Origin of the sequence: Streptomyces piniterrae, from assembly GCF_005048155.1 — a bacterium.
Lineage (GTDB): Bacteria > Actinomycetota > Actinomycetes > Streptomycetales > Streptomycetaceae > Streptomyces > Streptomyces piniterrae.
This window is the reverse complement of record NZ_SUMB01000011.1, coordinates 45,208-68,439: the sequence shown is the minus strand read 5'-3', so window position 1 is coordinate 68,439 and position 23,232 is coordinate 45,208. Positions and strand designations below refer to the sequence as shown.

Here is a 23,232-nt window from a genome sequence, read left to right as displayed (position 1 = left end):
CGGGATGCGCGGGCACACCGCGCGGCGTCCACCGGCCCAACCCGCGAGGCCCGGACGTATGACGCCCGCACCCATGGCGGTGCGGCCGTACTGCCGGCAGGTCCTCGGACTTTGTGGGTACGCGGAGGCGTACTCGTCATACCGTTGCGGGACAGTTCCGGATTCCCACCGGATTCCCCTGCGGCGACAGCGAGCAAGAGCATACATCTTGTGTTGCTCCTCGCACGCACCCCCACATCTTGTGTCGCTACCTTATGGCTGCCTCATACCACTCCAACTGGTGTGCGAAGGGCCGTGGGTCGCGGCCGGGGCCCGGCACGGCCGTTCAGCTCGGCTGAGAGCCCAGCTCGCGGGTGAACGCCCAGAGCGTGACGTCGGGTACCGGCTCCCAGTCCCGCTCCTCGGCGCGCTCGAATCCCAGCCGGCGGTAGAGCCGGTGGGCGGGCAGCAGCAGCTGCTGGCTGGAGAGCACCATCGCGCGCAGCCCGAGCGCGCGGGCGCGGTCCATGCAGGCCCGCACGAGCGCCTCGCCTATCCCGCGCCCGCGCCCTTCCGGCCGTACCGCCAGCATCCGGAACTCGCCCTCCCCGGGCCCGGCCAGCTCCGCGAACGCACTGCCGTACGCGGCGAAGGTGACCGCGCCCAGCACCGCGTCGCTCGTCGCGTCCGCGGCCACCAGCACCTCGGCGTGCTCCGCGCGGCGGGCGACATCGCGCAGCACCGGGAGGTACGCATCGCTCTCCCCGAACGTCAGCAGCCCGTCGGCCAGATACACCTCCACCACGAGGTCACCGATCACATCGAACTCCGCCTGCCGCGCGGGCCTGATCGTGATGTCCATGCGTTTCAGTGTGCACGGGGGGTCTGACAATCGGCCGTGCGCGAGGCGGGCGCGGGGACGGCCGCGGGGGACTGGGGCACCGCGCCCGGCACGCCGGCGGGCGCCTCCCGGCACGCGAACGGGCCGCCGCACCCCCAAAGGGACGCGGCGGCCCGTGCGTTCGCCGGAGCGGCCGGCTCAGCTGTCGGCCGGGGCCTTGGACGTGACCGGCGGCAGGTCCGGACTGACGCCCTCGTCGCCGGCGTCCACCGTGTAGTCGCCGGGGCTGGTCTCGTCGACGCCCTCCGGGGCCTTGACGGCCTTCAGGGCGAACGTCAGCACGACCGTGACCACGAGGTTCAGCACGATCGCGGTCAGGCCGATGTAGCCGATCTCACCGATGCCGGGGATCTCGGCCGCCGAACCGCCGAAGTGCTTCTGCGTGGGGCTGGCCACCCCGTACGCCGCCAGCGTCCCGTAGAGCATGCCGACCGCCCAGCCGGTCAGCAGCGCCCAGCGGTGGAACCAGCGGGTGAACAGGCCGCCGACCAGGGCCGGCATGGTCTGCAGGATCCAGATGCCGCCCAGCAGCTGGAAGTTGATCGCCACCGTCTTGTCCATGGTCAGGACGAAGACCAGGGCACCCACCTTCACCAGCAGCGACACCAGCTTGGCGATCTTGTGCTCCTGCTCGGGGGTGGCCGCCGGCTTGAGGAAGTCCTTGTAGACGTTGCGGGTGAAGAGATTGGCCGCGGCGATCGACATGATCGCGGCCGGCACCAACGCGCCGATGCCGATCGCGGCGAACGCGACGCCCGAGAACCAGCTCGGGAACATGTCCTCGAACAGCTGCGGAATAGCCAGCTGCGGATTGCCGTTGATCTCCGTACCGGCCTTGATCGCCATGAAGCCGAGCAGCGCCAGGAAGCCCAGCATCAGGGAGTACAGCGGCAGGATCGTGGTGTTGCGGCGGATCACATTGCGGCTGCGCGAGGACAGCGTCGCGGTGATCGAGTGCGGGTACATGAACAGCGCCAGCGCGGAGCCCAGCGCCAACGTCGCATACGCCCACTGGGCGTTGGGGCCGCTGGTCAGCGCGCCGCGCGGTTTGCCGGGGACGGGGCCGGGCTCGGCGAACGCCTTCCCGGCCGCGTCGAAGATCTCGCCGAAGCCGCCCAGCTTGATCGGGATGTAGATGATGGCGACCGCGATGACGAGGTAGATCAGCCCGTCCTTGACGAACGCGATGAGCGCGGGGGCCCGCAGCCCTGAGGAGTAGGTGTACGCCGCCAGCACGGCGAACGCGATCAGCAGCGGCAGGTCCTTGACGAACCAGTTGGTGTTCTCGCCGCCGCCGATGCCCATCACGTCCAGGACGGCCTGGATGCCGACCAGTTGGAGCGCGATGTACGGCATCGTGGCGAGGATGCCGGTGAGCGCGACGGCCAGCGACAGGCCCTTGGAGCCGAAGCGGCCGCGCACGAAGTCGGAGGTGGTGACGTACCCGTGTTTGTGGGAGACCGACCACAGGCGGGGGAGGAAGGTGAAGATGAGGGGGTAGACCAGGATCGTGTACGGGACGGCGAAGAAGCCGGCCGCGCCCGCCGCGTAGATCGCCGCCGGGACGGCCACGAACGTGTACGCGGTGTAGAGGTCGCCGCCGAGCAGGAACCAGGTCACCCAGGTGCCGAAGCTGCGGCCGCCGAGGCCCCATTCGTCGAGGTTGGCGGACTGCTCGGCCTTGCGCCAGCGGGCGGCCAGGAATCCCATGACCGTCACGGCCACGAAGAAGAACACGAAGACGGCCAGCGCGACGCCGTTCACGCCGTGGGTCGCGGAGGCGGCGAGCGGGGTGGTGGCGGGGTACGGAGTCACTGTGCCGCACCGCCCTTGCGTGCCCGCTTCTCACGCTGCACCAGCTTGTAGGCGATGGCCGTCAGCCCGGTCGAGATCAGTACCCAGAGCATCTGGTACCAGTAGAAGAACGGGATGCCGATCAGGGTCGGTTCGACCCTCGCGTAGGAGTTCACCCACAGCATCGCGACGAACGGAGCGAGCAGACACAGCCCGACCACCACCCGCGAGGGCGTGACGATCCGTCTGGTCCCTGGTGACTCAGCTGGCTCTGACATGGCGCTGGCTCCGTCCTGGCGATGTCCTGACGATCTCCGGTGCAATCGGCTGGAATCTATGGCAGGGCCCTGGAGCGCGTCACTAGGTGTCCGCATATCGGTATGACAACGCAGGTCAGGAGTACCGGAATCCGGAGCGCGGAGTCCCCTCGCGGGCGTCCGTGGGCGGCGTCGAAATTCCCTTCATGACGGGCCGCCCCCACTCGGGTCAGTCGTTCGGGCGCTGCAGCCTGGCGACGAACTTGTAGCGGTCGCCGCGGTAGACCGAGCGCACCCACTCCACCGGCTGTCCCTGGGCGTCCAGGGAGTGCCGGGAGAGCATCAGCATCGGCAGGCCGACGTCGGTGCCCAGCAGGCCCGCCTCGCGCGGGGTGGCCAGCGAGGTCTCGATGGTCTCCTCGGCCTCCGCGAGCCGTACGTCGTAGACCTCGGCCAGTGCGGTGTACAGCGAGGTGTACTTGACGAGGTTGCGGCGCAGCGCCGGGAACCGTTTGGCCGACAGATGGGTGGTCTCGATGGCCATCGGCTCGCCGCTGGCCAGCCGCAGCCGCTCGATGCGCAGCACCCGGCCGCCGGTGGCGATGTCCAGCAGGCCGGCCAGCCGGTCGTCGGCGGTGACGTACCCGATGTCCAGCAGCTGCGAGGTGGGCTCCAGGCCCTGGGCGCGCATGTCCTCGGTGTAGGAGGTCAGTTGCAGCGCCTGGGAGACCTTGGGCTTGGCGACGAAGGTGCCCTTGCCCTGGATGCGCTCCAGGCGGCCTTCGACGACCAGCTCCTGGAGGGCCTGACGCACCGTCGTGCGGGAGGTGTCGAACTCCGCGGCGAGGGTGCGCTCGGGGGGTACCGGGGTGCCGGGCGGCAGGGTCTCGGTGATCTCCAGCAAGTGCCGCTTGAGGCGGTAGTACTTGGGCACGCGGGCGGTGCGTGTGGCGCCGCCGCCGTTCTCGGCACTGCCCCCGTCGGTCTCCATGCCCTGCCTCTCCGACTCCTGTCGTGCTGCCGTCACCGGCTCCTCCGTACGTAGCGGCTCACATCGTGGCACGGGTGGGTCTCCCGTGCTCCCTCGCAGGTCCCGGCCCGCCAGATGTCGGTCCGATAACGGACCTGACAGCGACTCTTATACACCCTTGACACTCCAAAAGGTCTAGGCCAAGCTGCGGGCACTGGTCTAAACCATTAAAGACCACACCCGGCCTTTAGGGGAGAGCGCAATGAAGCGTGGGCTCATAGCGGCGACGGCGGTCGCGGGAATGCTGGTGAGTGTCGCTGCCTGTGGGTCCAGCGGCGGCAAGGCGGACGCGGATGGCTTCAAGGGCCAGAAGCTGACCGTTTGGGTGATGGACGGATCCAATCCGGCGCAATGGACCAAGCAGGTCTCCGAGCAGTTCAAGAAGAAGACCGGCGCCACCGTCGAGTTCAAGGTCCAGCAGTGGAACGGCATTCAGCAGAAGCTGAGCACCGCCCTTTCCGAGGACACCCCGCCGGACGTCGTAGAAATCGGCAACACCCAGACCGCCGCCTATGCCAAGGCCGGCGCCCTGGCCGACCTCGGCGATCTGAAGAAGGAAATCGGCGCCGACTGGAACGACGCCTTCAACAAGACGGCGGTCGCGGACGGAAAGCAGTACGCGCTCCCCTGGTACGCGGGAAACCGCGTGGTCATGTACAACAAGAAGGTCTGGGCCGAAGCCGGCCTCAAGGGCACGCCCAAGACCCGCACCGAGCTGTTCCGGGCATTCGACACCATCAAGAAGAAGACCGACGCGGAACCGCTGTACCTCCCCGGCCAGAACTGGTACTTCCTCGACGGCCTGACCATCGGCACCGGCGCGGACCTGGTGAAGAAGCAGGGCGGCAAATGGGTCTCCAACCTCGGTGACCCCAAGGTCGCCAAGGCCATGGACATCTACAAGCAGTACCAGGCGTTCAGCACCGCCCCCAAGAACAAGGACGAGGCCACCCCGCAGCAGTCCGAGGTCTTCGCCAAGGGGAAGACCGGCGCCGTCATCGCCATGGGATACGAGGCGGCCGAAGCCATCAAGGCCAATCCGGAAATCAAGAAGGACATCGGCTTCTTCACCATCCCCGGCGAGACCGCGGCCAAGCCCGAGGGCGTCTTCCTCGGCGGTTCCAATTTCGCGGTCGCCGGCATGGGAAAGAACCAGGAACTCGCCAAGGAATTCCTGAAGATCGCCCTGTCGAAGGAGAACGACGGCCAGATGGTCAGGGAGTCCGGCTGGACGCCGAAGTCCCCGGACCTGGCCGATGCCGCCAAGGAGAACCCGGCGGCGGCCGCCGCCGCACCCGCCGCGCAGAAGTCCGGCGGCACCACTCCGCCGATTCCCCAGTGGGCCGCGGTGGAGAACGTGCCCAACCCCATCAAGAGCTATATGACCGCGGTTCTGGGCGGCAAGTCCCCGGCCGACGCGGCCAAGGACGTCGAGTCCGAGATCAACACGCGGCTCGCCAAGCAGTAGCCGCTCCCGGCCGCGTACGGGCCGGCCGTCCCCGGCCCCCGTACGCGGCCACCGCACGCGCACCACGGGTCCGAGGGGGAGTAGACGATCATGGCAGTGCAGCTCGACGACGGGGCGGAGCGGACCGCGCCGGGGACCGGCAAGGGCGGCGCACCACCCGAGAACGGCGCCCCGCCCGCCGGCCGCCCGCCTCGCCTTCCCGGCCGCCGCGCACCGCGTCTCCCCGCCCGCCGGACACCTCTTCCCTCCGCCCGCCGCGCCCCGTATCTCCTGCTGCTTCCCGCCCTGCTCGCGACGGCGCTCTTCCTGGGCTGGCCGATGGCGCGCAACGCCCTGCTCTCCTTCCAGAACCTCAACATGAAGGAGCTGATCCAGCACCTCACGGACTGGCGGGGGACCGGCAACTACCAGGAGATCCTCGGCAGCGAGCAGTTCTGGCGGGTCACCTTCCGCACCGTCGTCTTCACCGGCGTCAACGTCGTTCTGATCATGGTGCTGGGAGTGCTCATCGGGCTGCTGCTGGCCCGGCTGGGCAAGAAGATGCGGCTGGCGCTCTCGGCCGCGCTGGTGCTGGCCTGGGCGATGCCGGTGATCGCCGCCACCACCGTCTTCCAGTGGCTCTTCGACTCCCGCTACGGCGTCCTCAACTGGGTGCTGGACAGGCTCGGCTGGCACTCCATGGCCCACTACGACTGGGTCGGCACCCAACTGTCGACCTTCTTCGTCATCACCGTCCTGATCGTGTGGCAGTCACTGCCCTTCGTGGCCCTCAACCTCTACGCCGCCACCACGACCATCCCCAAGGAGCTCTACGAAGCGGCCCGGATGGACGGCGCGGGCACCTGGAAGGTCTTCACCTCGGTGACGTTCCCCTTCCTCAAGCCCTTCTTCCTCGCCACGACGTTCCTCGAAGTCATCTGGGTCTTCAAGGCGTTCCCGCAGATCTTCGCGATCAACGAGGGCGGACCGGAACGGCTCACCGAAACCCTGCCCATCTACGCCTTCACCGAAGGCGTCGGCAACCTCCACTTCGGCATGGGCGCCGCGATCTCCCTGCTCACGATCGTGGTGCTGCTGGCCATGACCGCGTACTACCTGCGCCTGACGGTCAAGCAGGAACAACAAGAGGAGAACGAGCTGTGAAGCGCTCCCTCGCCGGCCGTATCTGGCCCAACGCGACGGCGGTCGTGCTCGCCATCGGCTTCGTCTTCCCCGTGTACTGGATGTTCAACACGGCCTTCAAGCCGACCCAGGACATCATCACCGAAGACCCCGTGTGGTTCCCCCTCCACGGCACGTTCGAGCACTTCGCGACGGCCGTGAACGCCCCGAACTTCTGGACCCTCGCCGGGAACTCGGTCATCGTGACCGTACTCGCCGTGGGGCTGTCCCTGCTGATCGCGCTCTGCGGCGCGTTCGCCATCGCGCGGATGCGCTTCAAGGGCCGCAAGGGCATCCTGCTGACCTTCATGGTCGCCCAGATGGCGCCCTGGGAGGTCATGGTGATCTCCATCTACATGATCGTCCGGGACGCCGACATGCTCAACAGCCTGCTGCCGCTCACCTGCTTCTACATGCTGATGGTGCTGCCCTTCACCCTCCTGACGCTGCGCGGCTACGTGGCCGCGGTCCCCAAGGAACTGGAGGAGTCCGCGATGGTCGACGGGTGCACCCGCCGCCAGGCCTTCACCAAGGTCGTCTTCCCGCTGCTCGCACCCGGTCTGATGGCCACCTCCCTCTTCGGCTTCATCACCGCCTGGAACGAATTCCCGCTGGTGCTGGTCCTCAACAAGGAGCCGGCCATGGGCACCCTGCCGCTGTGGCTCTCGCAGTTCCAGAGTCAGTTCGGGGACGACTGGGGTGCCACCATGGCCGCCGCCTCGATCTTCGCCCTCCCGATCCTGGTCCTTTTCCTGTTCCTGCAACGCAAGGCGGTCGGCGGTCTCACCTCCGGCGCAGTGAAGGGATAACGCAGTCCATGACTCCTTTCGTAGGCTCCGCACGCTCTGCACGCTCCGCCGACACCCTCACCCGCGACGCGCTCGCCGTCCTCCAGCCCGGCTTCACCGGCACCACCGCCCCCGACTGGCTGCTGCGCCGGCTCGGCGAGGGCCTGGCATCGGTGGGCCTCTTCGGCCGCAACATCGCCGGGCCGGGGCAACTCGCCTCCCTGACCGCCCAGCTGCGTGCCGAACGCGAGGACGTGCTGGTCGCCATCGACGAGGAGGGCGGCGATGTCACCCGCCTCGAAGTGCGCGGCGGCTCCTCCTTCCCCGGCAACCTCGCGCTCGGCGCCGTCGACGACACCGCCCTCACCCGCGACGTCGCCCGCGAACTCGGCCGCCGCCTGGCCGCCTGCGGCGTCAACCTCAACTGGGCGCCGTCCGCCGACGTCAACTCCAACCCCGACAATCCCGTCATCGGCGTCCGCTCCTTCGGCGCCGACCCGCAGCTCGTCGCCCGGCACACCGCCGCGTACATCGACGGCCTGCAGTCCGCCGGCGTCGCCGCCTGCACCAAGCACTTCCCCGGCCACGGCGACACCGCGGTGGACTCGCACCACGACCTGCCGCGGATCGCCGCCGACCTGCCGACCCTCCAGGAACGCGAACTGGTGCCGTTCCGCGCCGCCATCGCCGCCGGCACCAAGGCCGTGATGAGCGCGCACATCCTGCTGCCCGCCCTGGACGGCAGCCACCCCGCCACGCTCAGCCCGGCCGCCCTGCACGGCCTGCTGCGCGCGCCCGTCACCGAGGGCGGCCTCGGCTTCGACGGGCTGATCGTCACCGACGGTATGGAGATGCAGGCCATCTCCGCCAGCTACGGCATCGAACGCGGCAGCGTCCTGGCCATCGCGGCCGGCGCCGACGCCATCTGCGTGGGCGGCGGACTGGCCGACGAGGACACCGTGCTGCGGCTGCGCGACGCCCTGGTGGGGGCGGTACGCGACGGCGAACTGCCGGAGCAGCGGCTCGCCGACGCCGCGGCACGGGTGCGCGCCCTGGCGCGCTGGCGGGGTGCGGGCGCGGCGGTGGGGGCCGCGCCCGCACCGGAGATCGGCCTCGCCGCCGCCCGGCGCGCCCTGCGTATCACCACCCCCCACGCACGCCCCTTCGAGCCACTGACCGCGCCCGCCTATGTCGCAGCCTTCACCCCCCTCGCGAACATCGCCGTCGGGGACGAAACCCCCTGGGGCGTCGCCGCCGAACTCGCCCGGCTCCTTCCCGGCACCGAAACCGCCGCCTACTCCGCCGAAACCGCCGCCGTGGACGGCATCCCGGCCCTGGTCGCCGCCCTCCGTGACGCCGCCGCCGACCGCCGGATCGTCGCCGTCGTCCGCGACGTCCACCGCCACCCCTGGATGGCCGCCGCGCTGCGCGCTCTCCTCAGCGCGCGCCCCGACACCGCGGTCGTCGAGATGGGCGTCCCGCAGTCCCCGCCCGACGGCGCCCTCCACATCGCCACCCACGGCGCCGCACGGGTCTGCGGGCAGGCCGCCGCCGAGGCCCTGACGGGCCGCCGGCCGGGCACCGGCGCCTGATACGGCGACGGCCGGGGCATCCCCGCAAGGACACCCCGGCCGCCCCGGTAACCCGGCGGGCGCTAGATGCCCTGCCACTCCGGCTTGGCGGCGTAGGTGGCGCGGAAGTAGTCGGCGAGCTTCAGCTTGGAGGCCGCGGCCTCGTCGACGACGACCGTCGCGTGCGGGTGGAGCTGCAGCGCCGAGGCGGGGACCAGCGCGGCGACCGGGCCTTCCACGGCGTGGGCCACGGCGTCGGCCTTGCCCTCGCCGGTGGCGAGCAGCACCAGATGACGGGCTTCCAGGATGGTGCCGATGCCCTGGGTGATGACGTGGTGCGGGACCTCGTCGGGACTGTCGAAGAACCGGGCGTTGTCCTCCCGGGTCTGCTGGGTCAGCGTCTTGATGCGGGTGCGGGAAGCGAGCGAGGAGCACGGCTCGTTGAATCCGATGTGCCCGTCGGTGCCGATGCCGAGCAGCTGGAGGTCCACCCCGCCGGCCTCGCTCAGCGCGCTGTCGTACGCCTCGCAGGCGGCCTGAACGTCCTCGGCCGTGCCGTCGGGCCCCAGGAACGCATCCTCGCCGAGGCCGAGCGGCTCGACGACCTCACGCAGGACCACCGAACGGTAGGACTCCGGGTGCCCCGCCGGCAGGCCGACGTACTCGTCGAGCTGGCAGATACGGGCACGCGAGGCGTCCACCTCGCCGGCCCGGACCTTGGCCGAGAGCGCCTGGTAGATGGGCAGCGGGGTCGAGCCAGTGGCCACGCCGAGCAGCGCGTCGGGCTTGCGGCGCACCAGGGTGGCGATGGCCTCCGCGATGAGTTCGCCGCCTGCCGTGGCGTCCGGGACGATGACAACTTCCACGCTTGGCCTGCCGATCTGGAGATGGACTCATGTGGTATAGACCAATCTACCAGAGCGGGGCCTGCCGGACCGGGCGCCGTTCCCCAACGGAAGGACACGTTTTCCCGTCGGCCCGGTGACCATCCGGCCACGCCGGCCACCGTCAGAGCAGCGCGCCTCCCGTCGCGTCGATCCACGCGCCCGTCACCCAGCGGCTGTCGTCCGAGGCCAGAAAGGCCACGATGTCGCCGACGTCGGCAGGCTCCGCGACCCGGCCCAGCGGGGATATCCCACTGACCATCCGTCGCGCCTCGCTGTTGTCCCGCAGCCAGCCGGCGTTCATATCGGTGTCCACCGCGCCCGGCGCCACCGCGTTGACCGTGATTCCCCTCGGGCCCAGGTCCTTGGCGAGCGTCGAGGTGAACACATCGACCGCGCCCTTGGACATGGCGTAGGCGATCAGCTCGGGCTTGGTGGCCCCGTGCGTCAGCCCCGTCGAGATATTGATGATCCGCCCGCCGTCCCGCAGGCGGTTCAGCCCCTGCTGGGCGATGAAGAACGGCGCCTTGGTGTTGACCGCGAAGAGCCGGTCGAAGTCCTCCGTCGTCATCTCGCCGATCCGCTTGAGCGTGCCGTCGACCGCCTTGTTGATGCCGGCGTTGTTGACCAGCGCGTCCAGCCCCTCGGCCTGCTCGTCGAACGCGGCCCACAGCGCCTCGGCGTCCCCCGGCACCCCCAGCTCGGACCGGACGGCAAAGGCCTGCCCGCCCGCGCCCTCGATCGCCGCGACCGTCTCCTTGGCCGCCGTCTCGTCGCGCCCGTAGTGCACCGCGACCCGCGCGCCGTCCCTGCCCAGTCGCTCCGAGATCGCCCGGCCGATTCCCCTGCTGCCGCCCGTCACCAGTGCCGTCTTGCCGCTGAGTGCACCGCTCATGGCAGGCCCCCCGTTTCCGTATGCGTATGTGTCTGTCCGTCATGCGCCGTGTCGGCGACGCGAGGCGCGTCAGTCGGCGCACCTCGGTCCCGCACCGAGCATCTTTCTGTATCGCTCGCTACAAAAAAACCGTAGCACGCCTTCCGTACCGACCGCTATAGAATTCCCGGCATGGCGGCCAAGGAAGCGAAACAGCGCGGGCGGCCCCGGTCCTTCGACCGGGAGACAGCCCTGGAGCAGGCGATCCGGTCCTTCTGGGAACAGGGCTACGAGGCCACGTCCATCTCCGACCTGACCCGCGCCATGGGCATCAGCGCCCCCAGCCTCTACGCCGCCTTCGGCGACAAGCAGGCGCTGTTCTACGAGGCTGTGGCGGAGTACGGGCGCGCCTACGGCGGCTTCCTCTCCCGCGCCGTGGCGGAGGAGCCGACCGCCCGTCGCGGCGTCGAACGGGCGCTGCGCGAGGCGGCGGCCGAGTACACCCTGCCCGGCCGTCCCCGCGGCTGCCTCGTCATCAGTGCCGCACTCAACACCGGCTCCGGATCCGCCGAAGTCGCCGACGCCCTGCGGGAGATGAGGCTGGGGAACGTCCGGGAGATCGAGAGCGCCATCCGGGCGGACATCGCTTCCGGAGAGCTCCCCGCCGACACGGACGCGAGCGCCCTGGCCGGATATGTGGGAGTCGTCATCCAGGGCATGTCCCAGCGGTCCCGGGACGGCGCGGAGCGGACGGACCTGGAGGCGATCGCCGAGCTGGCGATGCGGGCCTGGCCGTAGACGACGAGCGGGACGGGGGAGAGGGGGAGGGGGCTGGGCCCGAAGCTCGCCCCGGAAACACCCGCGGGCCGCGGCGCCGGGACAGGACCCTCAACCTGTCCGGCACCGCAGCCCGGAGCTCACATCGGCCGGCCCCGCTTCCGGGCGGGATGCACCCCAATGTGCGGTAGGGGCACCGTCCCGCCCTGGGACCGGTCGATCGGAGGCCTCGGCGCAGTCAGGGCAGAGAGCGCTTCAGGCCTCATTCCACTCTCCTGTGCGGGGAGAGCGGAGGATCGGAGTTCTGGAGGAGTCTCCCAGAAGTTCTGGAGGTGTTCCCCCGGTGGAGCCGTTCCGGGCAATTGTGGACTAGACCATTCTGATCTGTCCATGCTCGTGCAGGCACAACAAGTACACCGTACGCCGGTAGGCTCCCATACGTGCCCTCCATGAACGACCTCGTACGCCAGCACACCGCTCTGAGCGACTCCGACCTCGAGTGGCTGCACCTGCTGGTCTCCGAGTGGCAGCTGCTCTCCGATCTGTCCTTCGCCGATCTGGTCCTGTGGGTCCCGACGCTGGACGGCACCCGCTATGTGTCGGTTGCCCAGATGCGTCCCAACACCGGGCCCACCTCGTACCAGGACGACATGGTCGGCCACCTCGTGCCGCGCGGCCGTCGGCCGATGCTGGACTCCGCCCTCGACGAGGGCCGGATCGTCCGCGAGGGCGACCCGGAGTGGCGCGAGGAGGTGCCGGTACGCGTGGAGTCCATCCCGGTCCGCCGCGAGGGCCGGGTGCTCGGTGTGATCGCCCGCAACACCAACCTGCTGACCGTGCGCACCCCCAGCCGGCTGGAGCTCACCTACCTCCAGAGCGCTTCCGACCTTGCGCAGATGATCGCCGCAGGATCGTTTCCCTTCCCCGGCCAGCAGGTCGACATGGACGCCTCGCCGCGCGCCGGCGACGGACTGATCAGGCTCGACGGCGACGGCGTCGTCCAGTACGCCAGCCCCAACGCGCTCTCCGCCTACCACCGGCTCGGCCTCGCCGCCGACCTGGTGGGCCACCATCTCGGCCAGGCCACCGCCGAGCTGGCGCCCGCCCGCGGCCCGGTCGACGAGGCGCTGGTCAAGCTCGCCAGCGGCTGGGCGCCGAGGGAGTTCGAGGTGGAGGGCGACGACGGCGTGATCCAGCTGCGCGCCATCCCCCTCAAGCCCAAGGGGTCGCACATCGGCTCGCTCGTGCTGTTGCGCGATGTGACCGAGCTCCGCCGCCGCGAGCGCGAGCTGATCACCAAGGACGCCACCATCCGGGAGATCCACCACCGGGTGAAGAACAACCTCCAGACCGTCGCCGCGCTGCTGCGCCTCCAGGCCCGCCGGATGGACTCCGAGCAGGGCCGCGAGGCGCTCAACGAGGCGGTACGCCGGGTCGGTTCGATCGCGATCGTGCACGAGACGCTGTCCCAGAACCTCGATGAGCGGGTCGAGTTCGACGAGATCGCCGACCGGGTGCTGGCCATGGTCGCGGAGATCTCTCCCGGCAAGGTGACCACCCGACGCACCGGCCGCTTCGGCATCCTGGACGCCGAGGTCGCCACGCCGCTGTCCATGGTGCTCACCGAAATCCTGCAGAACGCCCTGGAGCACGCCTTCGCCCCGGGGGAGCACGGCACGGTCGAGGTCGGCGCGGTGCGCGGCGGCAGCCGTACGGAACCGCGTCTGCTGGTCACCGTCCAGGACGACGGGCGCGGACTGCCCGAGGACTTCGATCCGCAGCGGGCCGGAAATCTGGGGTTGCAGATCGTACGGACCCTGGTGGAGGGGGAGTTGGGCGGGAAGTTCGACATGGTGCGCGCGCCCGAGCGCGGCACCCAGGTCGTCCTGGATGTCCCCGTCCGGCCGGAGAAGTCGCAGAAACAGCACTGACCAGCGAAGCCGCAGAAACGACACTGACCAGCAGCAGCAGCAGCAACGACGGCGGCCGGTGCCGCGTGCGAGCGGCCGGCCGGTAACCGCCCCCGGACAGCAGCAAGCCCCGGACCCATCCGGTCCGGGGCTCAAAGCTCATATCGCGATGCGGTTACCGTCCAGGCGTTGCCGCTCTGGGGGAGCATCGGGGGGTACTGCGCGCTGCGGCTCGGGGGCCACGGGGCGTCTGGCTCAGGCGCTGGCGTTGCGCGCCCGGTTACGAGCCGCACGGCGCTTCATCGCGCGGCGCTCGTCCTCGCTCAGACCACCCCAGACGCCGGAGTCCTGGCCGGACTCAAGCGCCCACTGCAGGCACTGCTCCATGACGGGGCAGCGGCGGCAGACAGCCTTGGCTTCCTCGATCTGCAGCAGCGCAGGACCGGTGTTGCCGATAGGGAAGAAGAGCTCGGGGTCTTCTTCGCGGCAAACGGCGCGGTGACGCCAGTCCATGGCTGCTCCATCTCCTCGTGTGACGGGATCGTTGCTTGTGAATGTGAACGCTTTCACGAATCCCTCCACAAGGGAAGGCCCGTAACCCAGTTGTGAACTGGGGCGGTCCAGTGGAATGAGGAGGAGGATTCGGGCTCTCAAGGGGGCCGGTGAAGCGGCCGTCCCGATCGCCATGAAGAGACTCGCAAACCTCGGCTGCGGATACAACCCCTTCTGGAAAGTTTTTTTTGATTCCTTGGTGTCGCCTAGCTCACAGCCGTCATTCCAGGGGGTGGAAGTCAGCCTAAACGTTCGAGTGAAAGGACTTTAGGCCCTACTGCTCACACAATCACACGCAGTGCACGGCGAACGCCTGTGAACGTCACACTCGTACGGACCCCCAGGTGGTCACCGTCCATCTGGAAGGGCAGTGGAACCTGCGATTGCAAGGTGAAGTCCGTCAGATCGTGCAGAGACAGCGAATGCCTGCCATGGGGGCCGCGGTCGGGCGTTGACGTCAGCAGCTGGGTCACGTAACGGGCCGCCGCCGGGTACGAGAGCTTGCTCAGTGCGAACAGGTCCAGCGCCGCGTCGAACGACGCCTCCGGGGAGGGGTAGACCGGGCGATTGCCCAGGTAGGTCCAGGGAGAGGTGTTGCAGATTATGGACATCACGAGGCCCTCGACGACCTCCGTGGTGCCGGCGGTGGCGCCCGGCCGTTCGAGCCGGATGGTGCCGTGCCGGCGGTTCGCCTCGCCCATGAACTGCCGTACGACCTGTCGCACGTACAGGGCGTGGGTCGAACGCTTGCCGCGTTCGCGCTGCTGCTCCACCCGGCCGACGACGCCCGCGTCGAAACCGAAGCCCGCGCAGAAAGTGAACCAGCGGCCCGGCACGCCCTCGTCCTCGGTGCCCGGCGTGCCCGAGGCCAGCCCCAGGCCGACGGTGCGCTCGGTGCCGTCGCGCAGCGCGTCCAGAAGGGCACCGGTCGCCTCGACGACGTCATTGGGCAGCCCCAGCGCGCGGGCGAAGACATTGGTGGAGCCGCCGGGGACGACCGCCAGCCGGGGGTGCGAGTCCGGATCGGGGCCGTTCGCCAGCAGGCCGTTGACGACTTCGTTGACCGTGCCGTCACCGCCGAGCGCCACGACCAGCTCGGTCTCGCCGCCCTCGGCCGCCTGCTGGGCCAGGTCGCGGGCGTGCCCGCGGTATCGCGTCTCGGCGACCTCCAGCTTGAGGTCGCTGGCGAGTGCGTGGGTGAGTACGTCGCGGGTGCGGGCACTGGTGGTGGTTGCTGCGGGATTGACCACGAGAAGTGCGCGCATGTGCAGCAGCGTACCCAGCCGCGGGTACCCGCTTCGAAGCCCGGTCCGTCTCCGGGGCGGCGGGGTGCCCCCGGGCCGGCGCTACCCTGCTGGGGTGAGCAGTCAGCAGAAGCAGTCCGCGACCCGAGCCACCGGCACCCCCGCCGCGGCCCCGACCACCGCGCCGGCCGGCCCGCGACCCGCCCGGCTGAGCGCCGCCGCGGCGCTCACCGCCGTCGAGGGGCTCGCGCTCGCCGCGATGGGCGCGTACATGCTGGTCATGGGGCTCGTCGGGGCGCCGGACAGCCCGCGGCAGGCGGAGATGGGCGGGCTGACGATCCTGGCACTGGCGGTGCTGCCGCTGGTCGCCGCGCGCGGACTGTGGCTGCGCCGCCGCTGGAGCCGCGGACCCTCGCTGATCACTCAGATCGTGGCGCTGCCGGTGGCCTGGACGCTCGTCAAGGGCGGTGGCGCGCTGATCGCGGCCGGCGCCGGACTGGCCGTGGCCGCGCTGGTCGTGCTGGTCCTGCTGGTGAACCCGACGGCCACCGAGGCGCTGGGCATCGGGCCCCGGGAAACGGAGTAGGCGGAAGCGCGGCAGGCGGAAACGGAGTGGGCGGGGCCCGTAAGGACCCCGCCCACTTTCACGCCTCGATCGCTCCCCGAGGGGATCACTCCTCGACGAGCAGCTTGTCGCGCAGCTGGGCCAGGGTCCGGGCCAGCAGGCGCGAGACATGCATCTGGGAGATGCCGACCTCCTGGGCGATCTGCGACTGGGTCATATTGCCGAAGAAGCGCAGCAGAAGGATCTTCTTCTCACGCGGCGGCAGATCCTCCAGCAGCGGTTTGAGGGACTCGCGGTACTCCACGCCCTCCAACGCCTCGTCCTCCGCGCCGAGGGTGTCGGCCACGGCCGGCGACTCGTCGTCGGTGTCCGGAACGTCCAGCGAGAGCGTGCTGTACGCGTTGGCGGACTCCAGGCCCTCCAGGACCTCCTCCTCGGAGATCCCGAGGTGCTCGGCCAGCTCATGGACCGTGGGCGCGCGGCCATGCCGCTGGGAGAGCTCGGCGGTCGCGGTGGTCAGCGACAGCCGCAGCTCCTGGAGGCGCCGCGGGACCCGGACCGCCCAGCCCTTGTCGCGGAAGTGCCGCTTGATCTCGCCGACCACGGTCGGGGTGGCGTACGTGGAGAACTCCACCCCGCGGTCCGGGTCGAAACGGTCCACCGACTTGATCAGACCGATGGTCGCGACCTGGGTCAGATCGTCCAGCGGCTCGCCGCGGTTGCGGAACCGCCGCGCCAGATGCTCGACCAGCGGCAGATGCATACGGACGAGGGTGTTGCGCAGTTCCGCGCGCTCCGCGGAGCCCTCGGGAAGCTTGCGCAGCTCGTAGAACATCGCCCGGGCGCCGCTGCGATCATGCGGATCCTGGGAATGCTGCGCGCCCTGGGGCTTCTGGTCGGGGCCCGGCGGATCGTGCTGATGCGCCTGCTGCCCCTGCTGCTCGCTCTGGTCCATGTGGTCCGCCCGCTCTGCCTGCTCCGCCGCGTCCAACCGGCCGCCGAGGTCGTCTGCGCCCACCGGATGCGGCCGGGCCTGCTGGTCGGGGATGGTCACACCGGGCGCCATCCGCGCGCCGCGTTCGAGATCTTTCACGGGGCCCCCTGTTCGGTCATGACGGTCCGGGACCGGCGCCGCGCTCCTTGTACAGGCTGATGGTGACCGTACGGTCCTCGGCGACGGTGGAGTCGACCTTGCCTGCCAGCGCGGAGAGCACCGTCCAGGCGAAGGTGTCGCGCTCGGGGGCGCGGCCGTCGGTCGTCGGCGCCGATACGGTCACCTGCAGTGCGTCGTCGATGAGGCGGAAGACGCAGCTGAGCACACTGCCGGGGACGGCCTGTTGCAGCAGGATCGCGCAGGCTTCGTCGACCGCGATCCGCAGATCCTCGATCTCGTCGAGGGTGAAGTCCAAACGGGCTGCGAGTCCGGCCGTGGCCGTACGCAGCACAGACAGGTAGGCACCCGCAGCGGGCAGCCGGACTTCCACGAAGTCCTGGGTCCCGGGCTCGCCTGCGATCTGGGACACCCTCACCTCCAAGGTGGCACAAGCTGGTTGAGCTGGTATGCATGAACGTTCGAGTGGTGCGCGAAATTCCGCGCCGGTCCTTTTCCTCTCAGGTTCCTCGCGGGACTGAAAGGAGAACGATCCGGCGCAGCTCATGGTTCGGCTGCGACGCTATCGCGATCTGCGGGCCGATGTCGCCCGGAAGGAGCAGGGCTGCCCTCCGGACCACGATCCCGCCCGCGGTGACCGGGCACCGCCGTCGTCACTGATTGTAAAACTACGGGCACACACCGTGGCTAGGGGTGTGCATTACCAAATCCGTGCCGATTACGCTCCGTTGACACGCGCGGAGCCGGCAAGGTTGTGCAGCGCACTTCCAGTGAGCCGGAAGACCGTCCATTCGTCCATGGGCTGCGCGCCGATCGACCGGTAAAAACCGATGGACGGTTCATTCCAGTCCAGGACTGACCACTCGAAACGCTCGTAACCGCGCGTCACGCAGATCTCCGCGAGGGCCGCCAGCAGCGCCTTGCCGTGGCCGCCGCCGCGCGCCTCGGGACGTACGTAGAGATCCTCCAGATAGACACCGTGCGTGCCCGTCCACGTCGAGAAGTTCCGGAACCACAGGGCGAAGCCCACGGGCGCTGCACCCGCCTCTCCGTCCGCCTCTCCGTCCGCCTCCGCAATGAGCGCGAAGGCCGCCGGCTGATCGCCGAAGAGGGCCTCCTTCAGCTGGGGCTCGGTGGCCTGGGCCGCCTCGGGGGCGCGTTCGTAGGCGGCCAGCTCGCCGATCATGGCGAGTATGGCGGGGACATCGGCGGGCGTCGCTTGGCGAATCATGCCGAAAGGCTAAACGGGCGACCTGCGGCGCCTCACACCAGGAGCTCGTCGGTGAAGCACCAGCGCCAGGAGGCGCCCGGCTCGAACGACCGCATCACCGGGTGGCCGGTCTCCTCGTAGTGCTTGGTCGCATGCCGGTACGGCGAGGAGTCGCAGCAGCCGACATGGCCGCAGACCAGGCACAACCGCAGCTGCACGGGATGGCTGCCGGCCGCCAGGCACTCCAGGCAGGTGGCGCTCAGCGCCGCCGGCTCGGCGCGCGGGAGTTCGGGAACATGCGTGCACTCGCTCATGCCGAAGCCTCGCTTCGCTCGGCCTCGCATTCGCGAGGCGCGCACCTTTTTATGATTCGCTCGCTGCACTCGCTCATGATGACCAGGTTAGATCCGGGGACGGACGGCGGAGAACGAGGGAACGGGGCGGGCCGATGGCTGTGATGCCGCTTTTGCTGCTGGTCGCGGGGAGTGCGGCGGTCGCCGGGGCGGCGCGGCGTACGCCCGTCCCGGCGCCCCTGCTGCTGGTCGCCGCCGGACTCGCGGCCTCCGCCATCCCCGGCGTCCCGGACTACACCCTCGATCCGCACATCGTGCTGCCGCTGCTGCTGCCGCCTCTGCTGCACACCGCCGCCCTCGACAGCTCGTATCTGGACCTGCGCGCCAACCTGCGGCCGGTCGCGCTGCTCTCGTTCGGCTACGTCCTCTTCGCGACCCTGGCGGTCGGCTACGTCGCCTACGTGGTCATCCCGGACCTGCCGCTGACCGCGGCACTCGTCCTGGGCGCCGTCATCGCGCCGCCGGACGCCGTCGCCGCCACCGCCATCGCCCGCAAACTGGGGCTGCCGAACCGGATCACGACGATCCTCCAGGGCGAATCGCTGGTCAACGACGCCACCGCGATCACCGCCTACAAGGTCGCGCTGGCCGCCGCCGTCGGCGTCGGCGCCACCTGGAGCAGCGGCCTCCGGGAGTTCGCCATCGCGTCCCTGGGCGGCATCGGGACCGGCGTGGTCCTGATGGTGCCGCTGCACTGGCTGCGCCGCCGGCTGCGGTACTCGGCGCTGCTGGAGAACACCCTGGCGCTGCTCATCCCGTTCGTGGCGTACGCCGTCGCCGAGCAGGTCGGGGCCTCCGGGGTGCTCGCCGTCGTCGTGGTCGGCCTCTACCTCGGCCACCGCAACTGGCAGGTCGACTTCGAGACCCGGCTCCAGGAGGAGGCCGTCTGGAAGATGGTCTCCTTCATCCTGGAATCCGCGGTCTTCGCGCTGATCGGACTGCAACTGCCGGTCGTGCTGCGCGGCCTGGGGGAGTTCAGCACCGCACAGGCGCTCTGGTACGCGGTCGTGGTGTTCGTCGTGGTCGTCGTCGCGCGCTTCGTATGGGTCTTTCCCGCGACCTTCCTGCCGCGCGCCCTCTCCGCCCGGATCCGCACCCGGGAGCCCGGGACGAACTGGACCGCACCGGTCATCGTCGGCTGGGCCGGGATGCGCGGAGTGGTGTCGCTGGCCATCGCCTTCTCCATCCCGGCGACCGTCCACGGGGGCGGCGCCTTCCCGGCCCGCAACCTCGTGCTCTTCCTGACCTTCACGACCGTCATCGGCACCCTCGTCATCCAGGGCCTGACGCTGCCCCCGCTGATCCGCGCCCTGAAACTGCCCGCCCGCGACCTCCAGGCCGAGACGCTCGCCGAGGCGCAGGCGCAGAACGAGGCGTCACGGGCCGCCGAGGCGCGCCTGGACCACCTGCTGGAGGACCGCCGCAACGCCCTGCCGGGGCCCCTCTCCGACCGGCTGCGCACCGTCATGGAGCGGCGCCGCAACGCCGTGTGGGAGCGCCTCGGCGCCGTCAACGAGGAGACCGGGGAGACCGCCGACGAGACCTACCGGCGGCTCGCGCGGGAGATGATCGACGCCGAACGGCAGGTGTTCGTCGAGCTGCGCGACGCCCGGCGGATCGACGACGAGATGCTGCGGACGCTGCTGCGCCGGCTGGACCTGGAGGAGGCGGCCGCCTACCGGGAGGGCGCCACGTAGGCCTGTCCGATGGGGCAGAGTCGCAAGGCCCCCAGTACCGGGGCGGGCCGCCGGCGGCTCAGGGGCCGCCGGTGATCACGGCCGCCACGGTGCTGCCGGCGGCGAACGCGCCCTCCCCGGCCAGCGTCGTCAGCCCGTACAGCAGCTTGGCGACGTAGATCCGCTCCAGCGGCAGGTCGTGCCGGTCCTCGAAGGCGTCCGCGAACGCGTCCAGCTCGGGGCTGCGGCGGGCGTAGCCACCGCAGTGGAAGCGGTCCTCCAGCCGCCAGTAGCCGCGCCGCCCGCCGAACGCCGCGCGCTGGAGCTCCTCGACGGTCCCCTGGAGGAAGTGCGGGCGGCCGCCCTTGAGTACGGCGAAGCCCAGGGCGCGCTGTCCCGGACCGAGCCCGGCGGCGAGCCCGGCCAGCGTGCCGCCCGTGCCGCAGGCCACCGCGACGGTGTCGGCGGCTCCGCGCAGCTCCCGCCCGAGGTTCGAACAGCCTTGTGCGGCAAGGGAGTTGCTGCCCCCCTCCGGTATGACGCGGAAGGCGCCGAAGCGGTCGTGCAGGTCGGCGAGGACATCCGGGTCGGTCTTGCGGCGGTAGGTGCCGCGGTCGGTGAAATGCAGCCGCATACCGTCGGCCGCGCAGCGGGCCAGCGACGGATTGAGCGGTGCGCCGGCCAGCTCGTCGCCGCGGACGACGCCTATGGTGGCGAAGCCGAGGAGCCGGCCGGCCGCGGCGGTGGCGCGCAGATGGTTCGAGTACGCCCCGCCGAAGGTCAGCAGGACCCGTTCGCCGGTCGCCGCGGCGGCCCGCAGATTGGGCGCCAGTTTCCGCCACTTGTTGCCCGGCAGCGCGGGGTGTATCAGGTCGTCCCGCTTGAGCAGCAGCCGTACGCCGCGGCGCGCGAAGGGTTCGTCCTCGATCTCCTGGAGGGGGGACGGCAGACGCGGCCGCAGCGTGCTGGGGTCGGGCGGGGCGGGGCTGGTCACGGGCCTATTGTCGCGCGGGGGCGGTCGGCGGGGCGGCCTGCCCCTGGGGGCGTCCGTCGGCCCCGTGGGTCCGCCCGCCGTGGGCCGACCCGTGGGGGCGCCTGTCCGTGGGCCGACCCGTGGGGCCGCCCGTCCGCTCACTTCAGCCGGGCGGCGATCCGCTCGCGCAGCACGTCCATCGGGAAGCCGCGCGGATCGACCTTGCCCGGCTGCCACTCCAGATGCCCGATCACCGAGCGCTCCGTCCAGCCGTGCACCCGGCACAGCGCCGCCGAGGCCTTCTCCAGCGCTTCGACCTGGGCCGACGGCCACGGATCGGCCCCGTCGCCGAGGTTCTCGCACTCGAAGCCGTAGAAGGCGCGGTTGCCGTCGGCGTCGGACTCGTCGGCGTGCGGCAGCCGCTTCTCGGCGATCACCGCGCGCAACACGTCGCCGTCCCCGAGGCCCGCGTGATTGGCGCGGCCGCAGCCCACCAGATGCACCGTGCCGTCCTTGGTGATGACGGCATGGCACAGCGGCCCCGGAAGGTCCGGGCGCCCGTCGTAGCAGACCCGGACGGTGTCGGCGGACCCGGACGTCGCGGAGTGGTGCACCATCACCCCGTGCACCGGGCCCCACGGCCCCTTGGCGTTGCGGTGGTGCGTCCTCCAGCCGTCGACTTCGACGACCTGTAGCCCCTCGTCGCGCAGCGCGTCGAGGAACCTGGTGGCGGACATCGGTGGGGCCATGGCGACTCCGATCGGTACGCGGCGGCCGCCTGCCGCGTACCGCCTCATGCACCGCTTTTACCGGATTGGTCGGCATGGACGGAGCGGAACGGAGTAAAACGAACTGGTCGGTTGGGGTTGTACGAAGAGAATCGGCCGCTTGGCGGGGGAGAGCCGGTGGGCTGGGAGGGAGAAGGCGGCTGTCCGCGGGCCCTGCTGGTCTTTGTAGTGAGTGGTTCTGGTTGCGGTGGTTGCGGTTGGGGCGGTCGCCCTTGCGTTGCGGTTGTCGTTGCGTTTGCCGTTGCGGTTGTCGTGCCGGATCTGGTGGTTGTCCGGTGCCTACGCGTGCAGGAAACCGTCCCCATGGAGGGCGATGTGCGCCTCCAGGGCGGAGAGTGCCTCCTGGGTCGCCTCCGGTGTGCCGCTGCCACGGTGCTCGGCGTAGTACGCGGCGCCCAGCTTCTTCAGCAGGTCGCTTCCGGCCCGGTGGGCCTGCACCTCGTCGACCTTCTGCTTGCCCTGCGCCAGCCCCTGCTGTGCCTTCTCCTTGGCGCGGTCGAGAAACCCGGTCATAGCTGCCTCCGTGAAGGTCGGTGTCGTAAGGATCAACGGCGCGGACGGCCGTCGGGTTCCCGTGCCAGGCTTGTCCACGTGGGCGAGGAGCGCGACAGGAGTGAGCCGCACGGCGCAGCCGGCACGGCGCGCGCGGGCTATCGCGAGCGGGCGTCCCGGCTGTCCGGGGCGGTGCTGTGGACGAAGACCGCGCTGCCCCCGAGGCGGCCGGTGCTGCCCGACGGCTGCACGGATCTGATCTGGAGCGGGGGCCGGCTGCTGGTCGCGGGGCCGGACACCGGCCCGCACCTCCCCAAGGCCGCCCCGGCCGGCACCGTATATGTCGGCTTGCGCTTCGCACCGGGTCAGGGGCCGTCCTTCTTCGGCGTACCGGCCCATGAACTGCGCGATCTCCGGGTGCCGTTGGAGGACCTCTGGCCCGCCGCCCGGGTGCGGGAGCTGGCCGAGCGGGCCGCGGAGGCGGGGGCGGCGGGCCGGGTGCTGGAGGAGACCGCGGTGGGACGGCTGCGCGAAGCGGCCCGCGGTGCGGACCGGGCCGGGCCGTCCGGCCGCTCCGCCCGGACGGCGCTGATCGCCGCCGAGCTCGCCGGCGGCCGCCCCGTCGCCGAGGTCGCCCGAGCGGTCGGGCTGAGCGAACGCCAGCTGCACCGCCACAGCCTGGACGCGTTCGGCTACGGCCCCAAGACGCTCACCCGGGTGCTCCGGCTCGTCCGCGCGCTCGATCTGGCGCGTACCGGCATGCCGTACGCCGAGGTCGCGGCGCGCGCCGGATACGCGGACCAGGCGCATCTCGCGCGCGAGGTGAAGTCCCTGGCAGGGGCCCCGATGGGGCTCCTGCTGGCGCCGGGTTAAC

24 protein-coding genes and 1 riboswitch are annotated in these 23,232 nt (G+C 70.5%); of the genes, 9 read left to right on the top strand and 15 right to left on the bottom strand.

The genetic code is table 11. The features are described 5' to 3' along the window. Window positions 1-78: 78 nt before the first annotated feature. A riboswitch (cobalamin riboswitch) is annotated at window positions 79-203 on the bottom strand. A 122-nt stretch (window positions 204-325) separates the two neighbouring features. From FCH28_RS27940 to FCH28_RS27925, 4 genes are all read right to left on the bottom strand, one after another. Continuing rightward, window positions 326-841 carry a GNAT family N-acetyltransferase gene (locus tag FCH28_RS27940; RefSeq protein ID WP_136742938.1) on the bottom strand — a complete coding sequence of 172 codons (516 nt, stop codon included), beginning with the start codon at window positions 839-841 and terminating at the stop codon, window positions 326-328. A 177-nt stretch (window positions 842-1,018) separates the two neighbouring features. Then, entirely contained in the window at window positions 1,019-2,695 is a 1,677-nt protein-coding gene (mctP, locus tag FCH28_RS27935) for a monocarboxylate uptake permease MctP (protein WP_136742937.1), read from the bottom strand. Beyond that, window positions 2,692-2,952, bottom strand: coding sequence for a DUF3311 domain-containing protein (locus tag FCH28_RS27930; protein ID WP_136742936.1), 261 nt, complete (start codon window positions 2,950-2,952; stop codon window positions 2,692-2,694). The genes mctP and FCH28_RS27930 overlap by 4 nt, the downstream gene beginning before the upstream one ends. Window positions 2,953-3,160: 208 nt before the next feature. Continuing rightward, the gene (locus tag FCH28_RS27925; protein ID WP_136743152.1) at window positions 3,161-3,922 is read right to left on the bottom strand and encodes a GntR family transcriptional regulator; all 762 of its coding nucleotides are present in this window, start codon (window positions 3,920-3,922) and stop codon (window positions 3,161-3,163) included. Between the two features lie 241 nt (window positions 3,923-4,163). Here FCH28_RS27925 and FCH28_RS27920 point away from each other — a divergent pair, with 241 nt between their 5' ends. The 4 genes from FCH28_RS27920 (at window position 4,164) to FCH28_RS27905 (ending at window position 8,970) form a co-directional block, all read left to right on the top strand. Beyond that, window positions 4,164-5,429: an extracellular solute-binding protein gene (locus FCH28_RS27920; RefSeq protein ID WP_136742935.1), complete on the top strand. Its 1,266-nt coding sequence runs from the start codon at window positions 4,164-4,166 to the stop codon at window positions 5,427-5,429. Between the two features lie 90 nt (window positions 5,430-5,519). After that, the gene (locus tag FCH28_RS27915; protein WP_136742934.1) at window positions 5,520-6,572 is read left to right on the top strand and encodes a carbohydrate ABC transporter permease; all 1,053 of its coding nucleotides are present in this window, start codon (window positions 5,520-5,522) and stop codon (window positions 6,570-6,572) included. Further along, the gene (locus FCH28_RS27910; protein WP_136742933.1) at window positions 6,569-7,399 is read left to right on the top strand and encodes a carbohydrate ABC transporter permease; all 831 of its coding nucleotides are present in this window, start codon (window positions 6,569-6,571) and stop codon (window positions 7,397-7,399) included. Before FCH28_RS27915 ends, FCH28_RS27910 begins: the two co-directional genes overlap by 4 nt. Before the next feature lie 8 nt (window positions 7,400-7,407). Further along, window positions 7,408-8,970 carry a glycoside hydrolase family 3 protein gene (locus tag FCH28_RS27905; RefSeq protein ID WP_136742932.1) on the top strand — a complete coding sequence of 521 codons (1,563 nt, stop codon included), beginning with the start codon at window positions 7,408-7,410 and terminating at the stop codon, window positions 8,968-8,970. A 62-nt stretch (window positions 8,971-9,032) separates the two neighbouring features. Here FCH28_RS27905 and nagB read toward each other — a convergent pair whose 3' ends face one another. Beyond that, entirely contained in the window at window positions 9,033-9,815 is a 783-nt protein-coding gene (gene nagB, locus FCH28_RS27900; RefSeq protein WP_136742931.1) for a glucosamine-6-phosphate deaminase, read from the bottom strand. Window positions 9,816-9,957: 142 nt separating this feature from the next. After that, window positions 9,958-10,728 (bottom strand): SDR family oxidoreductase, encoded by a 771-nt coding sequence (locus FCH28_RS27895; protein WP_136742930.1) that lies wholly within the window; start codon window positions 10,726-10,728, stop codon window positions 9,958-9,960. Between the two features lie 171 nt (window positions 10,729-10,899). Between FCH28_RS27895 and FCH28_RS27890 the strand changes: the two genes are divergently transcribed. Both FCH28_RS27890 and FCH28_RS27885 read left to right on the top strand, forming a co-directional pair. Next, complete coding sequence (locus FCH28_RS27890; protein WP_136742929.1) at window positions 10,900-11,505, top strand: TetR/AcrR family transcriptional regulator; 606 nt, start codon at window positions 10,900-10,902, stop codon at window positions 11,503-11,505. Between the two features lie 428 nt (window positions 11,506-11,933). After that, entirely contained in the window at window positions 11,934-13,415 is a 1,482-nt protein-coding gene (locus tag FCH28_RS27885; protein ID WP_136743151.1) for a sensor histidine kinase, read from the top strand. Between the two features lie 234 nt (window positions 13,416-13,649). On the opposite strand, the gene FCH28_RS27880 is transcribed toward FCH28_RS27885, so the two are convergent. Together FCH28_RS27880 and FCH28_RS27875 are read right to left on the bottom strand one after the other, a co-directional pair. Beyond that, window positions 13,650-13,907, bottom strand: coding sequence for a WhiB family transcriptional regulator (locus FCH28_RS27880; RefSeq protein ID WP_003983230.1), 258 nt, complete (start codon window positions 13,905-13,907; stop codon window positions 13,650-13,652). A gap of 320 nt (window positions 13,908-14,227) precedes the next feature. Next, window positions 14,228-15,211, bottom strand: coding sequence for a diacylglycerol/lipid kinase family protein (locus FCH28_RS27875; protein WP_136742928.1), 984 nt, complete (start codon window positions 15,209-15,211; stop codon window positions 14,228-14,230). 94 nt (window positions 15,212-15,305) lie between these two features. Here FCH28_RS27875 and FCH28_RS27870 point away from each other — a divergent pair, with 94 nt between their 5' ends. Next, window positions 15,306-15,776 (top strand): hypothetical protein, encoded by a 471-nt coding sequence (locus tag FCH28_RS27870; protein ID WP_136742927.1) that lies wholly within the window; start codon window positions 15,306-15,308, stop codon window positions 15,774-15,776. Between the two features lie 85 nt (window positions 15,777-15,861). Here the strand turns inward: FCH28_RS27870 and FCH28_RS27865 are convergent, their stop codons facing one another. The 4 genes from FCH28_RS27865 to FCH28_RS27850 form a co-directional block, all read right to left on the bottom strand. Then, window positions 15,862-16,821, bottom strand: a complete 960-nt coding sequence (locus tag FCH28_RS27865) for an RNA polymerase sigma factor SigF (RefSeq protein WP_136743150.1) — start codon at window positions 16,819-16,821, stop codon at window positions 15,862-15,864. 43 nt (window positions 16,822-16,864) lie between these two features. Beyond that, entirely contained in the window at window positions 16,865-17,278 is a 414-nt protein-coding gene (locus FCH28_RS27860) for an ATP-binding protein (protein WP_003985353.1), read from the bottom strand. Between the two features lie 306 nt (window positions 17,279-17,584). Beyond that, complete coding sequence (locus FCH28_RS27855; RefSeq protein ID WP_136742926.1) at window positions 17,585-18,097, bottom strand: GNAT family N-acetyltransferase; 513 nt, start codon at window positions 18,095-18,097, stop codon at window positions 17,585-17,587. Window positions 18,098-18,129: 32 nt separating this feature from the next. Continuing rightward, window positions 18,130-18,390, bottom strand: a complete 261-nt coding sequence (locus tag FCH28_RS27850; protein ID WP_136742925.1) for a UBP-type zinc finger domain-containing protein — start codon at window positions 18,388-18,390, stop codon at window positions 18,130-18,132. A gap of 134 nt (window positions 18,391-18,524) precedes the next feature. Here FCH28_RS27850 and FCH28_RS27845 point away from each other — a divergent pair, with 134 nt between their 5' ends. Further along, window positions 18,525-20,126, top strand: a complete 1,602-nt coding sequence (locus tag FCH28_RS27845; RefSeq protein ID WP_136742924.1) for a Na+/H+ antiporter — start codon at window positions 18,525-18,527, stop codon at window positions 20,124-20,126. A gap of 58 nt (window positions 20,127-20,184) precedes the next feature. On the opposite strand, the gene FCH28_RS27840 is transcribed toward FCH28_RS27845, so the two are convergent. The 3 genes from FCH28_RS27840 to FCH28_RS27830 form a co-directional block, all read right to left on the bottom strand. Continuing rightward, a complete protein-coding gene (locus tag FCH28_RS27840) occupies window positions 20,185-21,099 on the bottom strand; it encodes a 1-aminocyclopropane-1-carboxylate deaminase/D-cysteine desulfhydrase (protein WP_136742923.1) in 915 nt (304 codons plus the stop codon). 137 nt (window positions 21,100-21,236) lie between these two features. Continuing rightward, complete coding sequence (locus FCH28_RS27835) at window positions 21,237-21,827, bottom strand: N-acetylmuramoyl-L-alanine amidase (RefSeq protein WP_136742922.1); 591 nt, start codon at window positions 21,825-21,827, stop codon at window positions 21,237-21,239. Between the two features lie 318 nt (window positions 21,828-22,145). Next, window positions 22,146-22,379 carry a hypothetical protein gene (locus FCH28_RS27830; RefSeq protein ID WP_136742921.1) on the bottom strand — a complete coding sequence of 78 codons (234 nt, stop codon included), beginning with the start codon at window positions 22,377-22,379 and terminating at the stop codon, window positions 22,146-22,148. Window positions 22,380-22,457: 78 nt separating this feature from the next. Here FCH28_RS27830 and FCH28_RS27825 point away from each other — a divergent pair, with 78 nt between their 5' ends. Continuing rightward, window positions 22,458-23,231 (top strand): helix-turn-helix transcriptional regulator, encoded by a 774-nt coding sequence (locus FCH28_RS27825; protein ID WP_246103286.1) that lies wholly within the window; start codon window positions 22,458-22,460, stop codon window positions 23,229-23,231. The last annotated feature ends 1 nt before the right edge of the window (window position 23,232 follow it).